The sequence below is a fragment of the Martelella sp. K41-7 genome (assembly GCF_055808365.1).
The window spans coordinates 1,677,759-1,699,961 of sequence record NZ_CM147867.1 but is presented as its reverse complement, the minus strand read 5'-3'; the positions used below and the strand labels follow the sequence as shown (position 1 = coordinate 1,699,961).

General features: G+C 57.8%; 20 protein-coding genes. 9 read left to right on the top strand and 11 right to left on the bottom strand.

Annotated features, from left to right (window positions below; genetic code table 11):
* Positions 1-7 precede the first annotated feature (7 nt).
* From AC0L7L_RS08060 to AC0L7L_RS08040, 5 genes are read left to right on the top strand one after another with little or no spacing between them, the layout of a single operon-like run.
* Positions 8-967: an ABC transporter permease gene (locus tag AC0L7L_RS08060; RefSeq protein WP_473513278.1), complete on the top strand. Its 960-nt coding sequence runs from the start codon at positions 8-10 to the stop codon at positions 965-967.
* Positions 967-1,806, top strand: coding sequence for an ABC transporter permease (locus tag AC0L7L_RS08055; RefSeq protein ID WP_272211315.1), 840 nt, complete (start codon positions 967-969; stop codon positions 1,804-1,806). Before AC0L7L_RS08060 ends, AC0L7L_RS08055 begins: the two co-directional genes overlap by 1 nt.
* Positions 1,803-3,551: an ABC transporter ATP-binding protein gene (locus tag AC0L7L_RS08050; protein ID WP_473513276.1), complete on the top strand. Its 1,749-nt coding sequence runs from the start codon at positions 1,803-1,805 to the stop codon at positions 3,549-3,551. Before AC0L7L_RS08055 ends, AC0L7L_RS08050 begins: the two co-directional genes overlap by 4 nt.
* On the top strand, positions 3,551-4,564 hold the full coding sequence (locus AC0L7L_RS08045; RefSeq protein ID WP_473513274.1) for a serine hydrolase domain-containing protein: 1,014 nt from the start codon (positions 3,551-3,553) through the stop codon (positions 4,562-4,564). The genes AC0L7L_RS08050 and AC0L7L_RS08045 overlap by 1 nt, the downstream gene beginning before the upstream one ends.
* Complete coding sequence (locus AC0L7L_RS08040; RefSeq protein WP_473513272.1) at positions 4,564-5,691, top strand: anhydro-N-acetylmuramic acid kinase; 1,128 nt, start codon at positions 4,564-4,566, stop codon at positions 5,689-5,691. The genes AC0L7L_RS08045 and AC0L7L_RS08040 overlap by 1 nt, the downstream gene beginning before the upstream one ends.
* A gap of 68 nt (positions 5,692-5,759) precedes the next feature.
* Here AC0L7L_RS08040 and AC0L7L_RS08035 read toward each other — a convergent pair whose 3' ends face one another.
* Positions 5,760-6,596 (bottom strand): IS5 family transposase, encoded by an 837-nt coding sequence (locus tag AC0L7L_RS08035; protein ID WP_272210312.1) that lies wholly within the window; start codon positions 6,594-6,596, stop codon positions 5,760-5,762.
* 154 nt (positions 6,597-6,750) lie between these two features.
* Between AC0L7L_RS08035 and AC0L7L_RS08030 the strand changes: the two genes are divergently transcribed.
* On the top strand, positions 6,751-7,056 hold the full coding sequence (locus tag AC0L7L_RS08030; RefSeq protein ID WP_473513270.1) for a hypothetical protein: 306 nt from the start codon (positions 6,751-6,753) through the stop codon (positions 7,054-7,056).
* Between the two features lie 34 nt (positions 7,057-7,090).
* A protein-coding gene (locus AC0L7L_RS08025; RefSeq protein WP_473513268.1) for an IS3 family transposase occupies positions 7,091-8,177 on the top strand; the annotation gives its coding sequence in 2 pieces (ribosomal slippage) (positions 7,091-7,347 and positions 7,346-8,177; 1,089 coding nt in all).
* A 676-nt stretch (positions 8,178-8,853) separates the two neighbouring features.
* On the opposite strand, the gene AC0L7L_RS08020 is transcribed toward AC0L7L_RS08025, so the two are convergent.
* The 4 genes from AC0L7L_RS08020 to AC0L7L_RS08005 all read right to left on the bottom strand — a co-directional run bounded on the left by AC0L7L_RS08020 (position 8,854) and on the right by AC0L7L_RS08005 (position 12,332).
* On the bottom strand, positions 8,854-9,267 hold the full coding sequence (locus AC0L7L_RS08020) for a GNAT family N-acetyltransferase (RefSeq protein ID WP_272211306.1): 414 nt from the start codon (positions 9,265-9,267) through the stop codon (positions 8,854-8,856).
* A gap of 254 nt (positions 9,268-9,521) precedes the next feature.
* Entirely contained in the window at positions 9,522-9,653 is a 132-nt protein-coding gene (locus AC0L7L_RS08015) for a hypothetical protein (protein ID WP_473513265.1), read from the bottom strand.
* A gap of 179 nt (positions 9,654-9,832) precedes the next feature.
* A complete protein-coding gene (locus AC0L7L_RS08010; RefSeq protein WP_272211303.1) occupies positions 9,833-10,477 on the bottom strand; it encodes a DsbA family oxidoreductase in 645 nt (214 codons plus the stop codon).
* A 37-nt stretch (positions 10,478-10,514) separates the two neighbouring features.
* Positions 10,515-12,332 carry an extracellular solute-binding protein gene (locus tag AC0L7L_RS08005; RefSeq protein WP_272211302.1) on the bottom strand — a complete coding sequence of 606 codons (1,818 nt, stop codon included), beginning with the start codon at positions 12,330-12,332 and terminating at the stop codon, positions 10,515-10,517.
* A 255-nt stretch (positions 12,333-12,587) separates the two neighbouring features.
* Here AC0L7L_RS08005 and AC0L7L_RS08000 point away from each other — a divergent pair, with 255 nt between their 5' ends.
* Entirely contained in the window at positions 12,588-13,226 is a 639-nt protein-coding gene (locus AC0L7L_RS08000) for an invasion associated locus B family protein (protein WP_272211301.1), read from the top strand.
* Between the two features lie 112 nt (positions 13,227-13,338).
* Here the strand turns inward: AC0L7L_RS08000 and AC0L7L_RS07995 are convergent, their stop codons facing one another.
* From AC0L7L_RS07995 to AC0L7L_RS07980, 4 genes are all read right to left on the bottom strand, one after another.
* Positions 13,339-14,175 carry an IS5 family transposase gene (locus AC0L7L_RS07995; protein ID WP_272212434.1) on the bottom strand — a complete coding sequence of 279 codons (837 nt, stop codon included), beginning with the start codon at positions 14,173-14,175 and terminating at the stop codon, positions 13,339-13,341.
* A 77-nt stretch (positions 14,176-14,252) separates the two neighbouring features.
* Positions 14,253-14,582 carry a heat shock protein HspQ gene (gene hspQ / locus AC0L7L_RS07990; RefSeq protein ID WP_473513263.1) on the bottom strand — a complete coding sequence of 110 codons (330 nt, stop codon included), beginning with the start codon at positions 14,580-14,582 and terminating at the stop codon, positions 14,253-14,255.
* A gap of 149 nt (positions 14,583-14,731) precedes the next feature.
* Positions 14,732-16,141, bottom strand: coding sequence for a type I glutamate--ammonia ligase (gene glnA / locus AC0L7L_RS07985; RefSeq protein WP_473513261.1), 1,410 nt, complete (start codon positions 16,139-16,141; stop codon positions 14,732-14,734).
* A 73-nt stretch (positions 16,142-16,214) separates the two neighbouring features.
* Positions 16,215-16,553, bottom strand: a complete 339-nt coding sequence (locus tag AC0L7L_RS07980; RefSeq protein ID WP_024707846.1) for a P-II family nitrogen regulator — start codon at positions 16,551-16,553, stop codon at positions 16,215-16,217.
* Between the two features lie 356 nt (positions 16,554-16,909).
* Here AC0L7L_RS07980 and AC0L7L_RS07975 point away from each other — a divergent pair, with 356 nt between their 5' ends.
* On the top strand, positions 16,910-18,376 hold the full coding sequence (locus tag AC0L7L_RS07975) for an NAD(P)H-hydrate dehydratase (protein ID WP_473513258.1): 1,467 nt from the start codon (positions 16,910-16,912) through the stop codon (positions 18,374-18,376).
* On the opposite strand, the gene AC0L7L_RS07970 is transcribed toward AC0L7L_RS07975, so the two are convergent.
* Both AC0L7L_RS07970 and uvrA read right to left on the bottom strand, forming a co-directional pair.
* Entirely contained in the window at positions 18,369-19,172 is an 804-nt protein-coding gene (locus AC0L7L_RS07970; RefSeq protein WP_473513256.1) for a DUF72 domain-containing protein, read from the bottom strand. The genes AC0L7L_RS07975 and AC0L7L_RS07970 overlap by 8 nt on opposite strands.
* 17 nt (positions 19,173-19,189) lie before the next feature.
* Entirely contained in the window at positions 19,190-22,111 is a 2,922-nt protein-coding gene (uvrA, locus tag AC0L7L_RS07965) for an excinuclease ABC subunit UvrA (protein ID WP_473513254.1), read from the bottom strand.
* Positions 22,112-22,203 lie beyond the last annotated feature (92 nt).

Genomic DNA, 22,203 nt, shown 5'->3' with positions numbered 1-22,203 from the left:
ATACCCCATGAACTATCTGACCCGGCGACTGGTGACCTTTCCTGTGGTCATGCTCGGGGTATCCGTCCTCGTCTTCGTTTCGATCAGGCTGGTTCCCGGTGATGCCATTACGGCGATGCTGGGAACCGAGGCCGGCCTGCTGACGCCGGCGCAGCGCGCTTCGCTGGAAACCTATTTCGGCATGGATCAGAGCTGGTTCGGCCAGTACTGGCACTGGCTCGGCGGCGTGCTGCAGGGTAATCTCGGCATCTCGGTCACCTATGGCCGCCCGGTGCTGGATGTCATCCTGCGGGTGTTTCCGCTGACGCTGGAGCTGGCACTTCTCTCGATGATCGTGGCGCTGGCCGTCGGGCTACCTGCGGGCGTCTACGCAGCCACCCATGCCGAACGGCCCTCCGACCTGATTGTGCGCATTGTCGCCATGGTCGGCCAGTCGACGCCGAGCTTCGTCGTCGCACTTCTGGCGATCTATGCGCTTTCGGTCTGGTTTGGCGTGTTGCCGGCAATGGGCACCTTCACACCGCTTTGGGAAGACCCGCTGAAAAACCTTGCGCAGATGATCCTGCCGGCTCTGACCCTTGGCTTTGCCTTTGCTGCCGCGGTCACCCGTATCTCCCGCTCTGCCATGCTCGATATTCTCTCCGATGACTATATCCGCACCGCCCGCGCCAAGGGCGTTCCGGCGCGCTCCGTTATCTGGCATCACGCCTTGCCCAATGCGCTGATCCCGGTCGTCACCGTGTCGGGTGTGGAATTCGGTTATCTTCTGGGCGGTGCTGTCATTGTCGAGCAGGTGTTTGCGCTGCCGGGGCTGGGGCGCACCGTTCTGGACGCGATTCTCCAACGTGACTATGCGCTGGTGCAGGGGAGCGTGTTGTTCATCGCGTTTAATTTCATGATCGTCAATCTGGCTGTTGATCTCGCCTATGCGGCACTCGATCCGCGCATTCGGCTCGGAGGCAAATGATGACCTTGCTACGTTCCATCTTTGCCCATCCGAGCGGGCGTATCGGCGGCACCATCGTGGCGCTCTACCTCATCATCGCCATCATGGGGCTTGTCGGTCTCACCCCGCATGATCCGCTGATGCAGTTTCGCATAGACCGGCTGCACGCCCCAAGCGCCACCTACTGGATGGGCACTGATCTGCTGGGACGAGACGTTGCAAGCCGCCTCATGATCGGGATCGCACAATCCTTCATCGTTTCGTTTGCATCGGTGGCGCTGGCAACCGTTCTCGGCATCGTTCTGGGGCTGACTGCGGCATGGTTCGGCTCCTACTGGGACGGCACGATCATGCGGGCAATGGATGTGCTGCTGGCTTTTCCCGCGATCCTGCTGGCGCTCCTGATCATCACCATTGTCGGCCCGGGTACCTGGACCAGCGTGATGGCGATCGCCTTCGTCTACACCCCGATCTTCACCCGCGTGGTACGTGGCCCGGCACTGTCGCTTAAAACCCGCGAATTCGTCGATGCCGCGCGCACCTTCGGCAGTTCCAGAACCTACATCCTGTCGCGTCACATGCTGCTCAATCTTGTTGCCCCGCTGACTGTGCAGGTGACGCTGGCGCTGGCGTGGGCGCTTTTGACGGAGGCAGGGCTTTCCTTCCTCGGTCTCGGCACCCAGCCGCCGCAGGCCTCGCTCGGGCTTATGCTGAGTGAAGCGCGCAATTTGATGGAAATGGCGCCCTGGCTTTTGGTGTTCCCGGCCTTCGCCATCATGATCGGCATTCTGGGCTTCAATCTTCTGGGCGATGCGCTGCGTGACATCCTCGATCCGCGCTCAAGGGGTGCTGTGGCATGAGCCATCTTCTTTCCGTTTCGGACCTCCATGTCGGCTTCGGCAAGGACCCGGTCGCAAACGAGGTCGTCCACGGCATCGGCTTCACCCTTGATCCCGGCGAAACGCTGGCGATCGTCGGTGAGAGTGGGTCGGGCAAGTCCGTTACCGCGCTTTCCGTCAATCGGCTGGTTGATTTCGGCGGCGGAAAGATCACCGGCGGTCGGATCGATTTCACCCTCGGTTCGGGGGCTGTCATTGACCTTGCCGCAGCGCCCGAGAAGGAACTGGCAGCGATCCGGGGCCGGGAAATCGGCATGATCTTTCAGGAGCCGATGACGTCGCTGAACCCGGTTCATGCCATCGGTGAGCAGATCGCCGAAAGTTTCCGCCTGCATCACGGCTTGACCGGAAAACAGGCGATGCGTGCGGCCATCGATGCGCTGGAACGGGTGCGCATTCCCGATGCTGCGCGGCGCCTCAAATATCATCCGCATCAGCTTTCCGGCGGCATGCTGCAGCGGGTAATGATTGCCACGGCGCTGTCGTGCAATCCACGTTTGCTGATTGCCGACGAACCGACGACCGCGCTCGATGTGACGGTGCAGGCGCAAATCCTGGCGCTGCTGTCCGAACTGAAGCGTGAAAGCGAGATGGGGCTGGTCTTCATCACCCATGATATCGGCCTTGTTGCAGGCATAGCCGACAAGGTGATGGTAATGCAGAACGGAAAAGCCGTGGAGCAGGGGGAGACCGATGCGGTGCTCGATGATCCGCAGCATCCCTATACGCAGCATCTTTTGAAGGCCGTTCCGCATTTTGACGATGGACGCGCAGTCCGCAGCGATTTTTCGCGGCTGACAACACAAGCCGCCAAACCCGCCCTGATCGTCGAGGATCTGACCGTCCGCTTTCCGGTCACCTCCGGCTTTTTCAATCGTCGGAGCGGTGCGGTGCATGCCGTTGACGGGATCGATTTCGATCTGATGCCCGGCGAAACGCTCGGTATCGTCGGCGAAAGCGGGTCGGGCAAATCGACCACGGCGCGCGCCATCATGGGGCTGACCAAGCCGACACGCGGTGCGTTTCATCTGGGCGAGGACGGTTCGGCGTCGGCGCACGGTGATCCGGTCCAGATGGTGTTTCAAAACCCCTATGCCTCGCTCAATCCGCGCCTGCGCGTCGACAGCATTCTCGCCGAGCCGGTGATTGCCACCGGCGGGCGGCTTGATGCGGCAACGCGCACCCGCATGGCCGAACTGCTGGAACGCGTCGGCTTGCCGCAAGACGCGTTGGTGCGCTATCCGCACGAATTCTCCGGTGGCCAGCGCCAGCGCCTGTGTATCGCCCGCGCGCTGATGTTGAAGCCCTCCGTGGTGGTGCTGGACGAGGCCGTTTCCGCACTCGATGTCTCGGTGCAGGCGATGGTGCTGGAGCTTTTGACCGAGTTGCAGCGCGACATGAACCTTTCCTATTTGTTCGTCACCCACGACATGGCCGTGGTCGAGCGCATCGCGCATCGGATCGCCGTGGTCTATGCCGGGCAGATTGTCGAGATTGGCGATGCCGCCTCGGTGCTTTCCGCGCCCAGACACGCTTACACAAAACGGCTGATTGCCGCCGTGCCGAGCATTGAACGGCGGCGGCAGGATTACCGGCTCGACACCACAGAAGTGCCCTCGCTGGTGCGTCCGCCCGGCTATGAGCCGCCGAAACCCGAATGGCAGAGCTTTGGCGCCGATCATATGGCGAGAGCGGAGCAGGTGTGATGACAGCAGAGATTTCCGGACGCTTCGAAAAGGCCTTCGCGGCCCTTGAAACATCGGTTTCCGGCGGTCATATTCCCGGTGGTGTGCTTGGGTTTACAGATATTGAAGGCAGGCGGCTGACGCAGGCGACCGGTTCTGCGGCCTTGGTGCCGGAAAAGCGCCTGATGGACGTCGGCACATGGTTCGATCTTGCATCACTCACCAAGGTCATCTTCACCACGGAACGCATTCTGGCGCTTGCCAGTGAAGGCGCGATCGATCTCGACCAGCCATTGACTTCCGTGATTCCGGATTTTCGGCAATATGACCCGAACTGCTGGGAACGGCAGGTGACTTTCCGTCAGTGCCTCGGCCATCAGACCCATTTTCCGGCGGTTGAGCCGATCTATACCTATGGCGACTCCCCGGACCGGCTGCGCGCCTTCGTGCTGCAGCGGAAGTGGCAAAGGGTCGAGACACCGGTCTATTCCGATATCAATTTCATCCTGCTCGGCATTGTGCTGGAGCGGCTGTCGGGCCGGAAAATCCGCGATCAGGACCCGGGGCCGGGCTTTGCCTTTTCGGCAGGGCCAAGCGATACGGCCGCCACCGAACGCTGCACATGGCGCGACCGGGTGATCTGCGGCGAGGTGCATGACGAGAATTGCTATGCGCTCCAGGGCTCCGGCCATGCCGGGCTTTTCGGCACGGTCGATGCCGTGCTCGACCATGCGTCTGGCCTGTTGAACCGCGATGCTGCAGATGATCCTGTCGTGAAGCTGATGCGTGAGCCGCTGTCGGAACGCCGCACCCATGGCTGGGAGCGGGCTTATGAAAACTGGCATGGCGGCGCGCATTGTTCTCACGGCACACTCGGACACACCGGCTTTACCGGCACATCGCTTTATGTCGATTTCGAACGTGGTTATTCATGGACGCTTTTGACCAATCGGGTGCATCCGAGCCGCCATTCGGACAGCGGCATCATGGCGCTCAGACGCCGTGTCAGCGACCTCATCAACGGAGCGGAATGATGGCTGAAGATTTCAAACCGGTCTGGGCGGTCGGCCTGATGACCGGAACCGTGCTTGATGGCAATATCGATGTCGCACTTGTCAAAACAGACGGTGCCACCGTTGAGGCTTTCGGTGTCTATACGCTGGCGCCCTATCCGCAGGCCACACGCGACCTTCTGGAGGAAACGCTGGCCGCTGCCCGGAAATGGAATTTTGAAGGGCCTGAACCGAAGATCTTTGCCGAGGCGGAGAAGGTGCTGACGCGGGCGCAATCCGATGCGGTGCGGGCGCTGGTGGAGAGCGAGCGGATGAGCATGGCCGACATCGCTGTTGTCGGCTTCCACGGCCAGTCCGTGCTGCACCGCGCGCCACAGAAGGAACGCCTTGGCGATACCCGCCAGCTTGGCGACGGCGCGCTGATGGCGAGGATTCTCGGTTGCAAGGTCGCCTATGATTTTCGCACGGCGGATATCCGTGCGGGCGGGCAGGGCGCGCCGCTTTCTGCGGCCTATCATCAGGCTCTGCTCAAAAGTCTGGATACATCCGGCAAGACAGCCGTGCTTAATCTCGGCGGCGTTGCCAATGTCACCTGGTGGGATGGCGATCAGCGGCTGATCGCGTTTGACACCGGCCCGGCCAACGCGCCGCTCAACGATTTCATGAAGGCAAACGGCCTCGGCGAGATGGACCGCGACGGGGCGCTTGCGCTTTCCGGCACGGTGGATGAGGCAAGGCTTTCCAAACTGCTCAAGCATCCCTATCTCGCAGCGCCTTACCCGAAATCGCTTGACCGCTTCGATTTCTCCGCCGCCATGGCCGAAGGACTGGACCCGGCAACCGGTGCTGCGACGTTGACGGCGTTTACGGCCGGCGCCGTTGGCAAGGCGCTCGACCTTTTGCCCGCGCGTCCCGAACGCTTGGTCGTCTGCGGCGGCGGCAGACGCAACCCGGCAATCATGGCGATGCTCGAAAGCCGTGCCGGGATTGAGGCAGTGCAGGCCGAGGCGGTGGGCTGGCGCGGTGATGCGATCGAGGCTGAATGCTTCGCGTTTCTGGCGGTCAGGGCGCTGCGCGGCTTTCCCTTGAGCTTTCCGACGACGACAGGCGTACCGGAACCGATGACCGGTGGCCGGATTGCCGGGTGATGTTCAACCGGGTGGGCGACAATTCAAAATGTTCTTCGCTGCGTCTTCTTAGAGCCGGATTCAAAAGTTCATGATGGGAAACAATATCGTGCGAGGCGTCTGGTCATCACCCTGATGCTGGCGATGTTGACCCATGCTGTGGCGCTTGCGATGGACTTTTCCCAATCTTTGGCCAACCGACGGCATCGTCCGAACCAGCCGAAGGTGCGCTCCACCACCCATCGGCGGGGCAGAACCTCAAAGCCTTTCGCTATGTCGGAGCGCTTGATGATTTCAAGGTTCCATTGGCCGCATCCGCGCAGCGCTTTTCGCAACTTCTGCCCGGCATAGCCGCCATCTGCGAAGACATGGCGCAACCAGGGGAAACGGTAGCGGATGGCTTTCAGGACATCGGGCGCACCGTCGCGGTCCTGGATATCGGCAGCATGGACAAGCACGAACAGCATCAGCCCGATCGTATCGGTGATGATGTGGCGCTTGCGGCCCTTGATCTTCTTGCCGGCGTCGTAGCCCGAAACCCCGCCGCTTTCGGTGGTCTTGACACTCTGGCTGTCGATGACACCGGCTGTGGGCGAGGCCTCGCGCCCCTCCAGTTCGCGCGTAGCGCAGACGAGCAGATGATTGATGGTCTGCCAAAGGCCGATGTCGCGCCAGCCATAGAAATAGCCTCGCACCGTGGAGACCGGAGGGAAGTCCTTCGGCAGAGCCCGCCATTGACTGCCGCTGCCCGCAATATAAAGGATCGCGTTCACCACTTCCCTCATATTCGTTTTCCGTGGCCGCCCGCCGGGCTTGGCCAGCGGTATCAGTGGAGCAATTACAGCCCACTCACGGTCCGTCAAATCGGTTGGATAGCGAAGGCGATCCCGGTTATGCTGCAGGCGGGTGATATCATTCCAGGGCATGCGATCCTCCACGTTCTTGGCAGAGGTGGTTGAATCACATCCTTCTGATATCACTCAACAACTTTTAAATCGGGCTCTTAGTTATTGATCAGCCTCCCGAGAGATTTGCGATTTCACTCCAAAAGTTTAGCATAGTGATAGCGAGGAAGACGGCTTGGATACTTTACTTAGAATCCCATACGAGTTTCAAATCGTTCTGGTTGCAGGTTACCTTGCATATAAAGTCATTACTATTGGAAGAGGGAGAATTCATCGTGCCGAAGACTTTTTACTTCAAGTTTTGACTTTCGGAGTATTAGCGCGCTCGTCGGTTTCTCTTTTTATCTGGGGCTTTGCCTCAGAAGTTAGACTTAATATGGAAGACTCGGTTTCAGTAGCGATAGTTGCGGGATCGACGTGTGGCGTCGCGGTTTTAATTGGTATGGTAATCCCCCCGAAAAATAATGGGCTTCAAAAGTAGAATTTTCTCGGGTTTTATGACTGAGGAGATTTTGATGAAAAAGACGAGATTTAGCGAAGCACAGATTATTGGCATTCTGCGTCAGGCAGAAGGTGGCGTTCCTGTGCCTGAACTTTGCCGGGAGCACGGGGTGAGTTCAGCGAGTTTTTATAAATGGCGGGCCAAATATGGCGGCATGGATGCGTCGATGATCAGCCAGATGAAAGCGCTGGAAGACGAGAACCGCCGTCTGAAAAAGATGTATGCGGAGATGAGCATGCAAACCGAACTGCTGAAAGAGGCTTTGGGAAAAAATGACGCGGCCATCTCTACGCCGGGAGGTGGCCGCGCAAGCCGTGGCGATACGTGGGGTGAGCATAGCACTTGCCTGCCGAACGTTCGGTGTCAGCGAAACTTGCTACCGATACAAAGGCAAACGCAATGATGAGAATGAACAGATCGCCGATCTTCTGACCGGCTTGACGCAGGCAAAGAAGAACTGGGGCTTTGGCCTTTGTTTTCTCTATCTGCGGAACGTACAGGGACGGCGCTGGAATCATAAGCGTGTTTATCGCATCTACCGCGCGCTTGAGCTGAACCTCAGGATCAAGCCACGCCGGCGGCTGAAACGGGAAAAACCGGATACACTCAATGTCCCGACAACGCCGAACGCGGTCTGGTCCATGGACTTTATGGCGGATCGGCTGGCCGATGGCCGGCAGTTTCGGCTTTTGAATGTTCTGGATGACTTTAACCGTGAGGGGCTTGGCATTGAGGTCGATTTCTCTCTACCTGCGGAGCGTGTCATCCGTAGCCTGAACCAGATCATTGAGTGGCGCGGCAAACCGCTGGCAATACGTGTTGACAATGGCCCGGAATATGTCAGTGGAAGGCTTATGGACTGGGCTGAAAATCAGGGCATTGCGCTGAATTACATCCAGCCTGGAAAGCCGCAGCAGAACGCTTATGTCGAACGCTACAACCGGACAGTACGACACGAATGGCTTGACCAATACATCATCGAGAGTATCGAAGAGGCGCAGGCGTTCGCCACACAATGGTTATGGAGCTATAACAACGAGCGACCCAATATGGGCATCGGCGGAATGACACCCGCACAGAAACTGAAAATGGCTGCGTGAATTCTACCAAAAAGCCCCGTTAAAAAGGGGAGGATTACCGTATGGCGTGGCGTTCAATTGGGGAACGAGCAGTCAGGTTTATGATGAATTCAATGGGGATTTATCGAGATGATCACGAGATCGTCGACTTGGCATTCTCTCACAAACCAACTAGCAGCATGGACAGTTGTGCAAGCACACCTCAAAAACGGAAGTGTACTTGAAGCAAACTTCGGATTGATGAAACCAATGCCAAGGACGCCAATAATAATTAATGATGATGGAATAGCGGTCTATGTTACAGGAGTTTACCGCGCAGACGGCACCTCTGAGCAGTTCGATATCACCGGCAATGATAGCGATATCACAATAACTTATCTGCCGAGATCAGAAATCAATCGAGATCGACATATCTTGGCAGATTCATGAACGCTATCTAAACAAGAAATAAACTAGCGTTTAGGGGGCTTGGCTTTAGAACCAGAACCTGTAGTGCTGGGAGTGACCGAAGCCCCTTTTCCTCCAGTAGCAGGTCGAGTAGTAACGGGGCGAGCGCTGTTGGGCGTGATTGGCTTTGCCATACGTATTTCCACCGAAAATAATAATTACCAATAAAAACCATTTTACATCATTCTTTTTAAACTATCAAATAAATAGGGTAATACGTAAATGAAGGTTTTTTGAAAGAAGCGCTGATTTACAGTTTCTTTTGAAGAAAAATCCGGTCACGGCCAGCGATGAAATTCTCCATGCGGCCATATTCAACGTAGCCGCAGCGTTTGTAGGTCTTCAGCGCAACGGGATTGAACGTATCGATATAGGCACTGTGACAGCCACGTTTGCGCGCTTCTTCTTCAGCTGTATCCAGCAGCTTTCCGGCAACACCACTGCCGCGCGCTTCAGCGCCCACCCACAGCCGCTGAACATAGAGCCAGCCCCATGCGGTCATCCCGTTGATGCCGGCGATTACACGGCCATCGTCCTCACGCGCGAATACCGACAGCGGTGTGCGTTCGGCGGGCCCGACATCGGCATCGTTGAAGTCTGAAAGGTTGTTGTCGACGACGTTTACATCGTCGGCATCGGGTTCGGCGGTAACTGTAAACTGCATGGGGACCGTCTGAGTCGTTGTTCTTCCGGCGACAGGATACTCCAATTCATTCAAACGGATAATCGGCCTGACAGAAGAAAACACAGGAGCCGGCAACGGATACGGTTTGGCCGTTCCGGCGGTTTTCCGGGTAAACCAAATCAATGACTTTGGCCGCCCCACTACAAGACGGTGGTTTGAACCCGATATCCCAAATCGGGGGAGTATTGTGCACTTTATGTGTCGGGCCGGGCCCATGAGGGGGTCAGATACGCTCACGCATAGAAGTGATCCTTGCACATGATAGTAAACGGGTTGCGGGCAGCAAGCCATTCCTGGACCTCGTCAAGCACCACATCGGTCACCCGGCTGATCAGCCGGGGTATCTTTCCCGTCTGCGTAGCCAAGATGCGCCGCCAGTTCAGTGGTGACCATGCGTTTCAACAACCTGATTTTGAGCTCTTTCATCAGCCCTGCATCGCGCCAGGCATGATCCTCATGCTGCTTGCAACCCTTCAGAAGCTCGGCCGGCAATTCCCTGGAATTGCAGAATCCTGTTCGGCGGTGCCGGGTAGACCTGACGACATCAGGCGGTCGCAAGTTGCTGCAGGGCGTTCTGTATCACCTCGGCGGGCTGTGCGCCGCTTAAGGCGTATTTCTGGTTCAGAACAAAGAACGGTACACCGGTAACGCCCATCTGTTCGGCATTGACGATTTCGTTTCGGACCGTGTCCACATCGGCATCGCTCGAAAGCAGGCGCATGACCATTTCCCGGTCCATTCCGGATTCTGCTGCGATATCGGCAAGCACTTTGTGATCGCCGATATTGAGGCCGTCTTCGAAATTCGCCTTGTAGAGCCTGTCGATCACCGCATTCTGCATGGCGATGCTCTCAGTGTGGGCCCAGAGCAGCAGGCGATGGGCATCGAGTGTATTCGGGCGGATCAATATTCTTTCGAAATTGAAGGTGATGCCCTCTTCGCGGCCGAGTTCGGTGAGCTGGGCGTGCATTTCATCACGACGGATCGGGCTGCCGAGCTTTTCGGCGAGCATAGCCTGATTGTCGACGCCTTCCGGCGGGACGGTGGAATCCAGTTCGAAGGGCCGCCATTGCACCACTACCTCGAGATCGTCGGCGAGCGCGGAGATGGCGCGATCGAGACGCGCCTTGCCCAGATAGCACCAGGGGCAGACGACGTCGATGACGGCGTCGATGGTTACGGTGTTCATACCGTTCCTTTCCAGATTTGTTTTACGGCCACCGTGTTTATTGCGCGGTCGCATCCCACCAGGTGGGCAGCTGATAGCCATAGATAGGTGTGTGTTCCGGCGGCTCAATATCGCTCCAGCGCGCAAGCCATTGGCCTTGCCGATGATAAAGCGGGAGCATGTAGTGGCCGTTGACGAGCAGACGATCGAGAGCACGGACCGAATCGGTAAAGTTTTCGGTGGAACGCGCCTCCAGCATGTCGTCAATCATGCGATCAACATTGCTGCTGGCCACACCCGCAAAGTTGAATGTGCCTTCGATATCGCGCGAGCGCGATTCCCAGCGCCAGATTTGCTCGGCACCCGGAGACAGCGAGGACCTATAGTAGAATCCCGGCGCGACCAAAACGATCATGTCATAGTCGAAGGTGTTAAGGCGCTTCTGGTACTGGGCGTCGTCCACGGTACGGATCGTCATCGCCACACCGATCAGGTTCAGCGAATGCTGATAGGCAAGCGCCAGTTTCTCCTGCGCGGCACTGGTGGTCATCATTTCAAAGGCCAGTTGGTTGCCATCCGGGCCAATCATCCTGCCGCCGTCGATCCTGTAGCCGGCCTCCGCCATAAGACGCACAGCAGCGCCCAGAACCTTGCGGTCGGAGCCGGACCCGTCGGTGACGGGCATGGTATAGTCGCCGGCAAGGATTGCCGGATCGATGATATCGACCGCGCCTTCCAGCAGTTCGCGTTCGGTTTCGCTTGCCGGATTGCCATAGGCGCCGAGATCTGAATTCTGCCAGTAGCTTTCGGTGCGCGCATAGGCATTGTCGAACAGCGTCCTGTTCACCCACTGAAAGTCGAAGATATTCGACAGCGCTTCGCGTACCCGCGCATCCTCGAATTTGGGCCGGCGGGTGTTGAACACGAAGCCCATCATCCCTGTCGGCGTCTGTGGCTCGAACATATCCTTGATCACCTGACCGTCAGTGGCTGCGGGAAAATCATAGGCCCGCGCCCAGTGGCTCGGATCATCGTCGGGAAAAACATCGACTGCGCCTTTCTTGAAGGCCTCGAACAGTGTTGAACTCTGCAGGTAATAGTCGACGGTGATCTTGTCGTAATTCGCAAAGCCGACCATCGAGGGCAAATTTTCAGCCCAGTAGTCGTCGCGGCGAGTATAGACGATCCGCTGACCTGGCTCCATGCCGTCAATGACATAGGGCCCGGATCCAAGCGGCATGGCCATGGTGTTTGTGTCAAACGTGTCGGGATCAAGTGCGTGCTCGGGAAACACCGGCATCAGCGCGAAGATAAGCGGTGTTTCCCGGTTGGCTTTGTCATTGAAGGTGAAGCGTACACTGCGCTCTCCGACCTTCTCCATCTTCTCCACGAGATCGAGGCGGCGGTTATAGGGCGGGCGTCCCTTTTCTTTCAAGAGATTGAAGGTGAACATCACGTCTTCAGGCGTCACGGGTTCGCCATCCGCCCATTTGGCGCGCGGGTCCATGTTGAACTGAATATAGCTGCGCTCGTCGTCCCATTCCGCGGTTTCGGCAAGCAGGCCGTAAAGCGTGAACGGCTCATCGCGCGAGCGCTTCATCAAAGGCTCGTAAACCAGATGGCCGAATTCCTCTTCCCAAAGGCCTCGCGCCGAAGAGCGCATGCCCTTGATGACGAACGGATTGAGCGCATCGAAAGAACCGATCACACCATAGGTGATTTCGCCGCCCTTCTTGACATCGGGATTGACGTAGCTGAAATGCTGGTAATCTGGAGCAAGGGCAGGAGCGCCGTGCATGGCGATGCCGTAAAGCGGATTGGCCGCAGCGACGCCGGCCCAAGCCACTGAAACGAGGAGAGGAACAATTAAGCGCATTGATTCGTCCTGACGTGATCCTTCGGGCGAGCAGATTACCATGAGCGCCATCTTTGGCGAAATACCATTGGGATTTTGCGGTTTCGCGCTAATTTAGACGCTTTCAGGGGTGGATCACGATCAAATGTGACGATATCAGAGGAAACACTGGCGGTTGAGGCCCGAAACAGGGACAGTCTGCCGCATTTCGGTAACATTAGGCATGCAGGTTCCATCACCATTGACCTCATGCAGACGAACCAGGAGAGATTTTTCATGCTTTCACGCGCCAGATTTATGAAGCATGTCGCGGTTTGCGCTTTCGCCGTTGCCGGTATTTCGACCGGCGCCGCAACGGCTCAGGAGCAGCAACCGGCGCAGCAGGGTGGCGGATTGCCGACCCAGGGTTGGTTCAAGACCTGCAACGAAAACGCTGATGCCAAGGTCTGTATCGTTCAGAACTACGCCCGCGCCGAAAATGGTCAGGTTCTGACGGCCGTCGGACTGATTATACCGGAAGGCGAAAATGGTCAGCCCACGCTGCAGGTCACGGTTCCGACATTCCGCATCATCCCGGCCGGGGTGGCCATGCAGATTGACAATTCCAGTCCGCAGCGCATCAATTTCGAGATCTGCACCGCCGAACAGTGCATCGCGCGTGCGCCGCTGACTGACACGCTGGTCAGCGCCATGAAGCGTGGTGGTCAGGTGACCTTCACCTCGGTAAACGTGCGCCAGCAGCCAAATCCTGTCGACGTGACCCTGAGCGGCTTTACCGCAGCTTTTGACGGCGACCCGATCAGCCAGCCCGATCTCGTTGAAAGCCAGCGCAACCTGGATGAGTCCATCCAGAAAATGGCTGTCGACCGCCGCAAGCGGATCGAGGAAGCGCAGCAGAACGCGACCGGCAACTGATCCGAATAAATTAAGCCGACACAACAAAAGCCCGGTCGTTTCATCGCGACCGGGCTTTTTTACGCTGATTGGGAAAGCCGAACTTGGCTGTCTCAGAGCCGGATTCAAAAGTTCATGATGGGAAACAATATCGTGCGAGGCGTCTGGTCATCACCCTGATGCTGGCGATGTTGACCCATGCTGTGGCGCTTGCGATGGACTTTTCCCAATCTTTGGCCAACCGACGGCATCGTCCGAACCAGCCGAAGGTGCGCTCCACCACCCATCGGCGGGGCAGAACCTCAAAGCCTTTCGCTATGTCGGAGCGCTTGATGATTTCAAGGTTCCATTGGCCGCATCCGCGCAGCGCTTTTCGCAACTTCTGCCCGGCATAGCCGCCATCTGCGAAGACATGGCGCAACCAGGGGAAACGGTAGCGGATGGCTTTCAGGACATCGGGCGCACCGTCGCGGTCCTGGATATCGGCAGCATGGACAAGCACGAACAGCATCAGCCCGATCGTATCGGTGATGATGTGGCGCTTGCGGCCCTTGATCTTCTTGCCGGCGTCGTAGCCCGAAACCCCGCCGCTTTCGGTGGTCTTGACACTCTGGCTGTCGATGACACCGGCTGTGGGCGAGGCCTCGCGCCCCTCCAGTTCGCGCGTAGCGCAGACGAGCAGATGATTGATGGTCTGCCAAAGGCCGATGTCGCGCCAGCCATAGAAATAGCCTCGCACCGTGGAGACCGGAGGGAAGTCCTTCGGCAGAGCCCGCCATTGACTGCCGCTGCCCGCAATATAAAGGATCGCGTTCACCACTTCCCTCATATTCGTTTTCCGTGGCCGCCCGCCGGGCTTGGCCAGCGGTATCAGTGGAGCAATTACAGCCCACTCACGGTCCGTCAAATCGGTTGGATAGCGAAGGCGATCCCGGTTATGCTGCAGGCGGGTGATATCAGTCCAGGGCATGCGATCCTCCACGTTCTTGGCAGAGGTGGTTGAATCACATCCTTCTGATATCACTCAACAACTTTTAAATCGGGCTCTCAGTGCGATACCGCATGACGGGGGGCCAGCTGGCCATTGTCGGTGACAGTGAAAATCTCGCCGATCTGGGGATTGCGCAGCGGTTCACCACTCAGATCGTGTTCGAGATTGCCCTGGGAGACATAGGCCACATACCCCTTTTCGTCGTTTTCGGCGACGAGATGATAGAAGGGCTGGTCCTTGTCCGGCCGGATCTCCGGCGGAATCGAATTGTACCACTCATCTGTGCGGGAAAACTCCGCATCGACATCGAACACGACGCCCCGAAAGGGAAGCGTACGGTGGCGCACGATATCGCCAATATTGTATTTCGCTTCGCGTATCTTCATGAGCATTTCCTTTCAGTTCCTATATGGAAATGCTCCGGCGCGGCTGCAAGAGGTTTGGCGGATTCAACGTCAAAGTCTTTGAAAATAATGAAAAAACCGGCCGCCAAATGGCGACCGGTTTTCCGGTTTGAAACCGATACGGGCTAAAATCAGACCGAGTAGTACATGTCGAATTCGACCGGGTGCGGCGACATTTCGAAACGCAGAACTTCTTCCATCTTCAGTTCGATGTATGCGTCGATCTGGTCGTCATCGAATACGCCCCCGGCGGAGAGGAATTCGCGGTCCTTGTCAAGGCTCTCAAGCGCTTCGCGGAGCGAACCTGCAACCGTCGGGATTTCCTTCAGCTCTTCCTTCGGCAGGTCGTAGAGGTCCTTGTCCATGGCATCGCCGGGGTGCAGCTTGTTCTTGATGCCGTCAAGGCCGGCCATCATCAGGGCTGCAAAGGCGAGGTAGGGGTTGGCGCCCGGATCGGGGAAACGGACTTCAACGCGCTTGGACTTCGGCGAGGAGCCGAACGGAATACGGCAGGATGCCGAACGGTTACGGGCGGAGTATGCCAGCAGAACCGGAGCCTCAAAACCCGGGACCAGCCGCTTGTAGGAATTGGTCAGCGGGTTGGTGAAGGCGTTGATGGCCTTGGCGTGCTTGATGATGCCGCCGATGTAGAACAGGCAGTTCTCCGACAGACCGGCATATTCATCACCGGCAAAGGTGGGCTTGCCGTCTTTCCAGATTGACTGGTGAACGTGCATGCCCGAGCCGTTGTCGCCATAGACCGGCTTCGGCATGAAGGTTGCGGTCTTGCCATAGGCATGGGCAACCTGGTGAACGCCGTACTTGTAAATCTGGGTCTTGTCGGCCATCCGGGTCAGCGTGTCGAACACCATGCAGAGTTCGTGCTGAGCGGAAGCCACTTCGTGGTGGTGCTTTTCAACGGTGATGCCCATTTCGGCAAGAACCGTCAGCATTTCCGAACGCATGTCCTGGACGCTATCGACCGGGGGAACCGGGAAGTAGCCGCCCTTCATGCGCGGACGGTGGCCCATATTGCCGGTTTCGTATTCCGTAAAGGCATTCGACGGCAGTTCGGTGCTGTCGACCTGGAAGCCTGTATTGTAGGGCTCTGCAGAAAAACGAACGTCGTCAAAGACGAAGAATTCAGGCTCGGGACCGAAGAAGGTGGTGTCGCCGATACCGGTCGACTTCAGGTAGGCTTCGGCCTTCTTGGCCGTGCCGCGCGGGTCGCGGTTGTAGGATTCGCCGGACAGCGGCTCGAGAATATCGCAGAATACAGCCATTGTGGACTGTGCAAAGAACGGGTCCATATGCGCCGTAGCTGTGTCGGGCATCAGAACCATGTCGGAATCGTTGATGGCTTTCCAGCCTTCGATTGACGACCCGTCGAACATCACGCCATCGGCGAACATGTCTTCATCGACAGCCGAAACGTCCATCGTCACATGCTGCAGCTTACCCTTGGGATCGGTAAAGCGCAGATCGACAAATTTGACGTCGTTGTCTTTGATTTGTTTCATAATTTCAGCAGCTGTCGTCATTTAACGTTTTCCTTGCATAAGAAGATGACGATAGGGATTCTCCGCCTTTTCGGATGAAAAGAGGAGGGATGGATCAGATGGCGTCAACGCCGGTTTCGCCGGTGCGGATACGCACGACGCCCTCGACGTTGGAAACGAAGATTTTTCCGTCGCCGATGCGCCCAGTCTGCGCGGCATTGCGGATGGCATCGATGACGGCATCCACATTGTCGTCTGCCAGTACGACTTCGACCTTAACTTTGGGAAGAAAGTCAACGACGTACTCGGCGCCACGATAAAGTTCCGTGTGACCCTTCTGGCGCCCGAAGCCTTTCGCCTCTGTGACAGTGATACCCTGCAGGCCGACTTCCTGAAGGGCTTCCTTCACTTCGTCCAGCTTGAAAGGTTTGATGATCGCTTCGATCTTTTTCATGAGAAAATTGCTCTCCGCTTCTCCCGTTGAAGCAGGCATCGGCCCGCTCTTCACTTCATATGCATATAACATGCCAAGTTGACAATGTTGTCGCTTAAACGCCCGAAAATGAAAGCGTCTTTTTACGAATACCGCAGCACTGCGCTTGTGCCACTGAAATCAGGTTCGCCAAGAGGCCTGTTTGCGTCAAGAGTAGGGCGAGCTGAACGCGATTGCCGGGCTGTGCATGGCGTTTGAGCAATCATTGATGTCTAAAATATAGGCAATTGACTATTGGTTGGACAGATTGTCGGTCACGCTTGCGCTTCTGATTGATTTGTCGTTCTACTCGTTCACGCATTACGGAGGTCTAATTAATGCTGCTTCTGACACCGGAAGAAATGGGTCGTGCCGACACACTGGCGGCGGCAAGCGGGATCGACAGCTACGGGCTGATGGAGCAGGCAGGCTGTGCGGTATCGGCGGCGTTTCTGCGTCTGTTTCCTGAAGCGGCACGTGCGGTAGTTTTCTGCGGTCCCGGCAACAATGGCGGCGACGGTTATGTTGCGGCAAGGGCGCTAAGCGCGGCCGGCGTTCCAGTGATGCTTCATCATTTTGGCGATCCGGACCGGCTTGGAGGGGATGCCGCTCGCGCCCGGGCTGAGTGTAAGATGGAAAGCCGTCCGCTACGGCAGTACCAGCGCCAGCCCGGCGATGTCATCATCGATGCGCTGTTTGGCGCAGGGTTGCAGCGTCCTCTTTCCGACGATGTCGCAGCATTGACCGAAGCCGTCGCAGAGGCGGCCATTCCTGTGATCTCGGTCGATCTGCCGTCAGGCATCAGCGGGTTGAGCGGGCAGGTTCTGGGTGCCGCGTTCCGGGCCACCCATACCGTGACCTTCATGCGTGCCAAGCCAGGCCATTATCTGCTTCCGGGGCGCAAACATTGCGGCCACCTCGAGGTATTCGATATCGGTATTCCGCAGCGCATGTTGGCGGAAGCAGGTGGCATTCACAGCCTGAATACCCCGGCAATTTTCGGCGGTAACCTGCCGGTGCTTTCGGCAGACGCACATAAATTCAGGCGCGGCCATCTCGGCGTTTTCAGCGGTGGACCATCCGCCACCGGTGCAGCACGCCTTTCGGCCGTGGCGGGGCTGAAAACCGGCGCCGGGCTGGTGACACTCGCTGTGCCATCCAATGCCGCGCTTGTCGCGGCGACCCATGTCACCGCGGTGATGATTAAATCGATCTCAGACGTTGCCACACTTGATGACTGGCTGAATGACAAGCGTCTGTCCGCTTTCGTTCTGGGGCCGGGTTTCGGTATCGGTAAAAAGGCGCGGGCATTCGTGCCAGCCCTTGTCGCACGGCCGCTGGTGCTGGATGCCGATGGGATCACATCCTTTGCGGAAAATCCCAATGAGCTGTTCAGCCTTCTGGGAGGCGGTGAGCCACATTGCGTGCTGACGCCGCATGAGGGCGAATTCGCGCGTTTGTTTCCCGATATTGCGAGAAACGGCGACATCGGAAAACCGGAAAAGGCAAGCAGCGCTGCCAGACGCGCTAATGCCATCGTGCTTTACAAGGGCGCGGACACCGTTATCGCATCACCTGACGGCCGCGTTGTGATCAACACCAACGCCCCGCCATGGCTGGCGACAGCGGGGTCCGGCGATGTTCTTGCCGGCATTATCGGTGGCTTGCTGGCTCAGGGCATGCCGGCATTCGAAGCGGCTTGCGCCGGAGCCTTTCTTCATGGCGAAGCGGCAAAGCGGGCGGGTGAGGGGCTGACGGCGGAAGATCTGCCGAACCACCTGCCGCCTTTGAGCGCGATCAGCTGAATTTCTGCTGCAAAGCCATAGCGCCGGCCGGCGCACGAACCTTGCCATTGGTGATGAAGAAGGCGTAGACGTCTCGTGGCGTTTTCTCCGGCCTGGCATCATCGACAAGCGGCAGATCGTCGGGCATTCCACCTTCTGCCCAGCTTTGCAGGCGCCCGGCCCAGCCATCCATTTCTGCGTCGGCGTAGCAGTGCGGACTATCGTCTGCGCCCTTTTGAAGGCGGGCATAGACGAAATTACCAGTGACATCGGCAATCATAGGATATTCGGGATGATCCGCGCAGACGATCGTCGCGCCATAACGGCGCACAAGGCGGACGAATTCGGGCGTGACGAAAGACGGATTCCTAGCTTCTATCGCATGGGAAAGCTGAATTCCATCATAGGCTTGTGGCAGTAACTTGAGAAAGTCTTCAAAGTCATCCGGATCGAATTTCTTGGTCGGCATGAACTGCCAGAGGATCGGACCGAGCTTGTCGCCAAGCTCTGTAATGCCCTGACCGAGAAACTTGCCGATTGAACCCTCTGCCTCCGCCAGCGTCTTGCGGTTGGTACAATAGCGGCTGGCCTTCAGCGAGAACACGAAACCATCCGGAACGCTCGCCGCCCATTTGGCGAAGGTGGCAGGTTTCTGAGAGGAGTAATAGGTGCCGTTGACCTCGATGACCCGAAGCTGCGTGGCGGCATATTCCAGCTGCCGGGTTTTCGGCAGCTTGTCGGGATAAAAGCTCTCGTTCCACGGATCGAAGGTCCAGCCGCCGATACCGGCACGGATTTCACCTGAGTTCGATGCCATGTCCTCGTGCTCCCTTTCTATTCCGCAGCTTCCGTCTTCTTCGGCGGCCGTCGTTCCAACAGCTCGCGCATATAAACACCCGTATAAGAGCGCTTTTCCCTCACGATATCTTCGGGCGTGCCGGTCGCGACGATCTCGCCACCGCCATCGCCGCCCTCGGGTCCGATATCGATCACCCAGTCGGCGGTTTTGATGACCTCAAGATTATGCTCGATCACGACAACGGAATTGCCCTGTTCGACCAGCTTGTGCAGCACATCGAGCAATTTGGCGACGTCGTGGAAATGCAGACCGGTGGTCGGTTCATCGAGAATGTAAAGCGTCTTGCCGGTCGAGCGACGCGACAATTCCTTGGCGAGCTTGACGCGCTGCGCCTCACCGCCCGACAGCGTGTTGGCCTGCTGGCCGACCTTGATATAACCAAGGCCGACATCGGCAAGTGTCTGCAGCTTGTCGCGCACAGAGGGGACGGCAGAGAAGAACTCGACGCCTTCCTCAACCGTCAGCTCCAGAATGTCGGCAATCGATTTGCCCTTGAAGTGAACCTCCAGCGTTTCGCGATTATAGCGTTGGCCATGGCAGACGTCGCAGGTCACGTAAACATCGGGCAGGAAGTGCATCTCGATCTTGATCAGCCCGTCACCGTGGCAGGCCTCGCAGCGTCCGCCCTTTACGTTGAAGGAGAAACGCCCGGGCTGGTAGCCGCGCGCCTTTGCTTCCGGCAGGGCGGAGAACCATTCGCGGATCGGGGTGAAGGCGCCGATATAGGTGGCCGGATTGGAGCGCGGCGTGCGCCCGATCGGCGACTGGTCAATATCGATCACCTTGTCGACGAATTCCAGACCCTCGATGCGATCATGCGGAGCCGGATTTTCGCGCGCACCCATAATGCGCCGCGCAGCGGCCTTGTAAAGCGTCTCGATCAGGAAGGTCGACTTGCCGCCGCCGGAAACCCCGGTCACCGCGGTAAACACACCGAGCGGTATGGATTCGGTGATGTTCTTCAGATTATTGCCGCGCGCGCCGACCACCTTGAGGGCTTTGCCCTTCTTCGGCGTTCGCCGCTCCGAGGGAACGGCAACGGCGAGGTTGCCGCTCAGATATTGTCCGGTCAGCGATTTCGGGTTGGCCATAATCGCCGCCGGGGTGCCCTCGGCGATTACCTCACCGCCATGGATGCCGGCAGCCGGGCCGATGTCGAGCACATAATCGGCGCTCAGGATCGCATCCTCGTCGTGCTCGACCACAATCACCGTATTGCCGATGTCGCGCAGATGTTTCAGCGTTTCCAGAAGCCGGGTATTGTCGCGCTGATGCAGGCCGATCGATGGCTCATCGAGCACGTAGAGCACGCCGGTGAGCCCCGAGCCAATCTGGGAGGCAAGCCGGATACGCTGGCTCTCGCCGCCAGACAGCGTGCCGGAATTGCGCGACAACGTCAGATATTCAAGGCCGACGTCATTCAGGAAGCGCAGCCGCTCGTTGATTTCTTTCAGGATACGCACGGCGATATCATTCTGCTTCTGCGAAAACCGGTCTGGCAGGCTTTCGAACCAGTCGCGTGCCGCCTTGATCGACATTTTGCTGACATGGCCGATATGGCGGTCGTCGATCTTGACGGCCAGAGCTTCGGGTTTCAGCCGGTAGCCGTTGCAGGCCGGGCATGGGGCGGCGGCCATGTATCGCTCGATTTCCTCGCGCGCCCAGGCCGAATCCGTCTCCTTCCAGCGCCGTTCGAGATTCGGCATGATGCCCTCGAAGGTCTTGGTGGTCTTGTAGGAGCGCGCGCCATCGGCATAGTTGAATTCGATTTTCTCGCTGGTACCGTTCAGGATTGCATCCGTCGCCGTCTTGGGAAGCTTGTCCCAGCGTTCGGTCATCTTGAAGCCGAAATGCTTGCCGATCGCCTCAAGCGTCTGCTTGTAATAAGGCGATGAGGACTTAGCCCAGGGCGCGATTGCCCCGTCCGCAAGCTTTTTCGCGCGGTCCGGCACAACAAGATCTTCGTCAATCTTCTGCTGGAAACCGAGCCCGTCACAGGTCGGGCAGGCGCCGACAGGGTTATTGAATGAAAACAGGCGTGGTTCGATTTCCGAGATTGTGAAGCCTGACACCGGACATGCAAATTTTTCCGAAAAAACAATGCGTTCATGGGTGTCGTTGAGAGATTTGTTCTTGGAGCCGCCAGCGGCCGTTTCCGCTTCAGGCAGCGGCTTGTCGGCAAACTCGGCAATGGCGAGGCCATCGGCAAGCCGAAGGCAGGTCTCCAGACTGTCGGCAAGACGGGTCGCCAGATCGGCGCGCACGGCCACGCGATCAACGACGATATCGATGTCGTGCTTGTATTTCTTGTCGAGCTTCGGCGCCTCGGCGATTTCGTAGAAGGCTCCATCGATCTTCACTCGCTGAAAGCCCTTTTTCATCAGCTCGGCCAGTTCTTTGCGGAACTCGCCCTTACGGCCGCGAACCAGCGGCGCCAGCAGATAAAGCCTTGTGCGTTCTTCCATTTCCAGAACCCGATCGACCATCTGGGTGACGGTCTGGCTTTCGATCGGGAGCCCGGTCGCAGGCGAGTAGGGCACCCCGGTGCGCGCAAACAGAAGGCGCATATAGTCGTAGATTTCGGTGACCGTGCCGACGGTGGAACGCGGGTTTTTCGAAGTGGTCTTCTGCTCGATCGAGATGGCTGGCGACAGTCCGTCAATGCGGTCGACATCCGGCTTTTCCATCATTTCGAGGAATTGGCGCGCATAGGCCGACAGGCTCTCGACGTAGCGGCGCTGGCCTTCCGCATAGATCGTGTCGAAGGCGAGCGATGATTTGCCCGAGCCCGAAAGCCCGGTCATCACGATCAGCGAATTGCGCGGAAGGTCGACATCGATACCCTTCAGATTGTGCTGGCGCGCACCACGAATGGTAATATTTTTGAGTTCGCTCATGGTTTTCGGCTTCTCGGCAAAGGAAAATCGGTTCTTATGTAGTTCGCAGGAGCGGCCTGTCGAGGTTTTATCCAATACGGCGTCGGAAATGA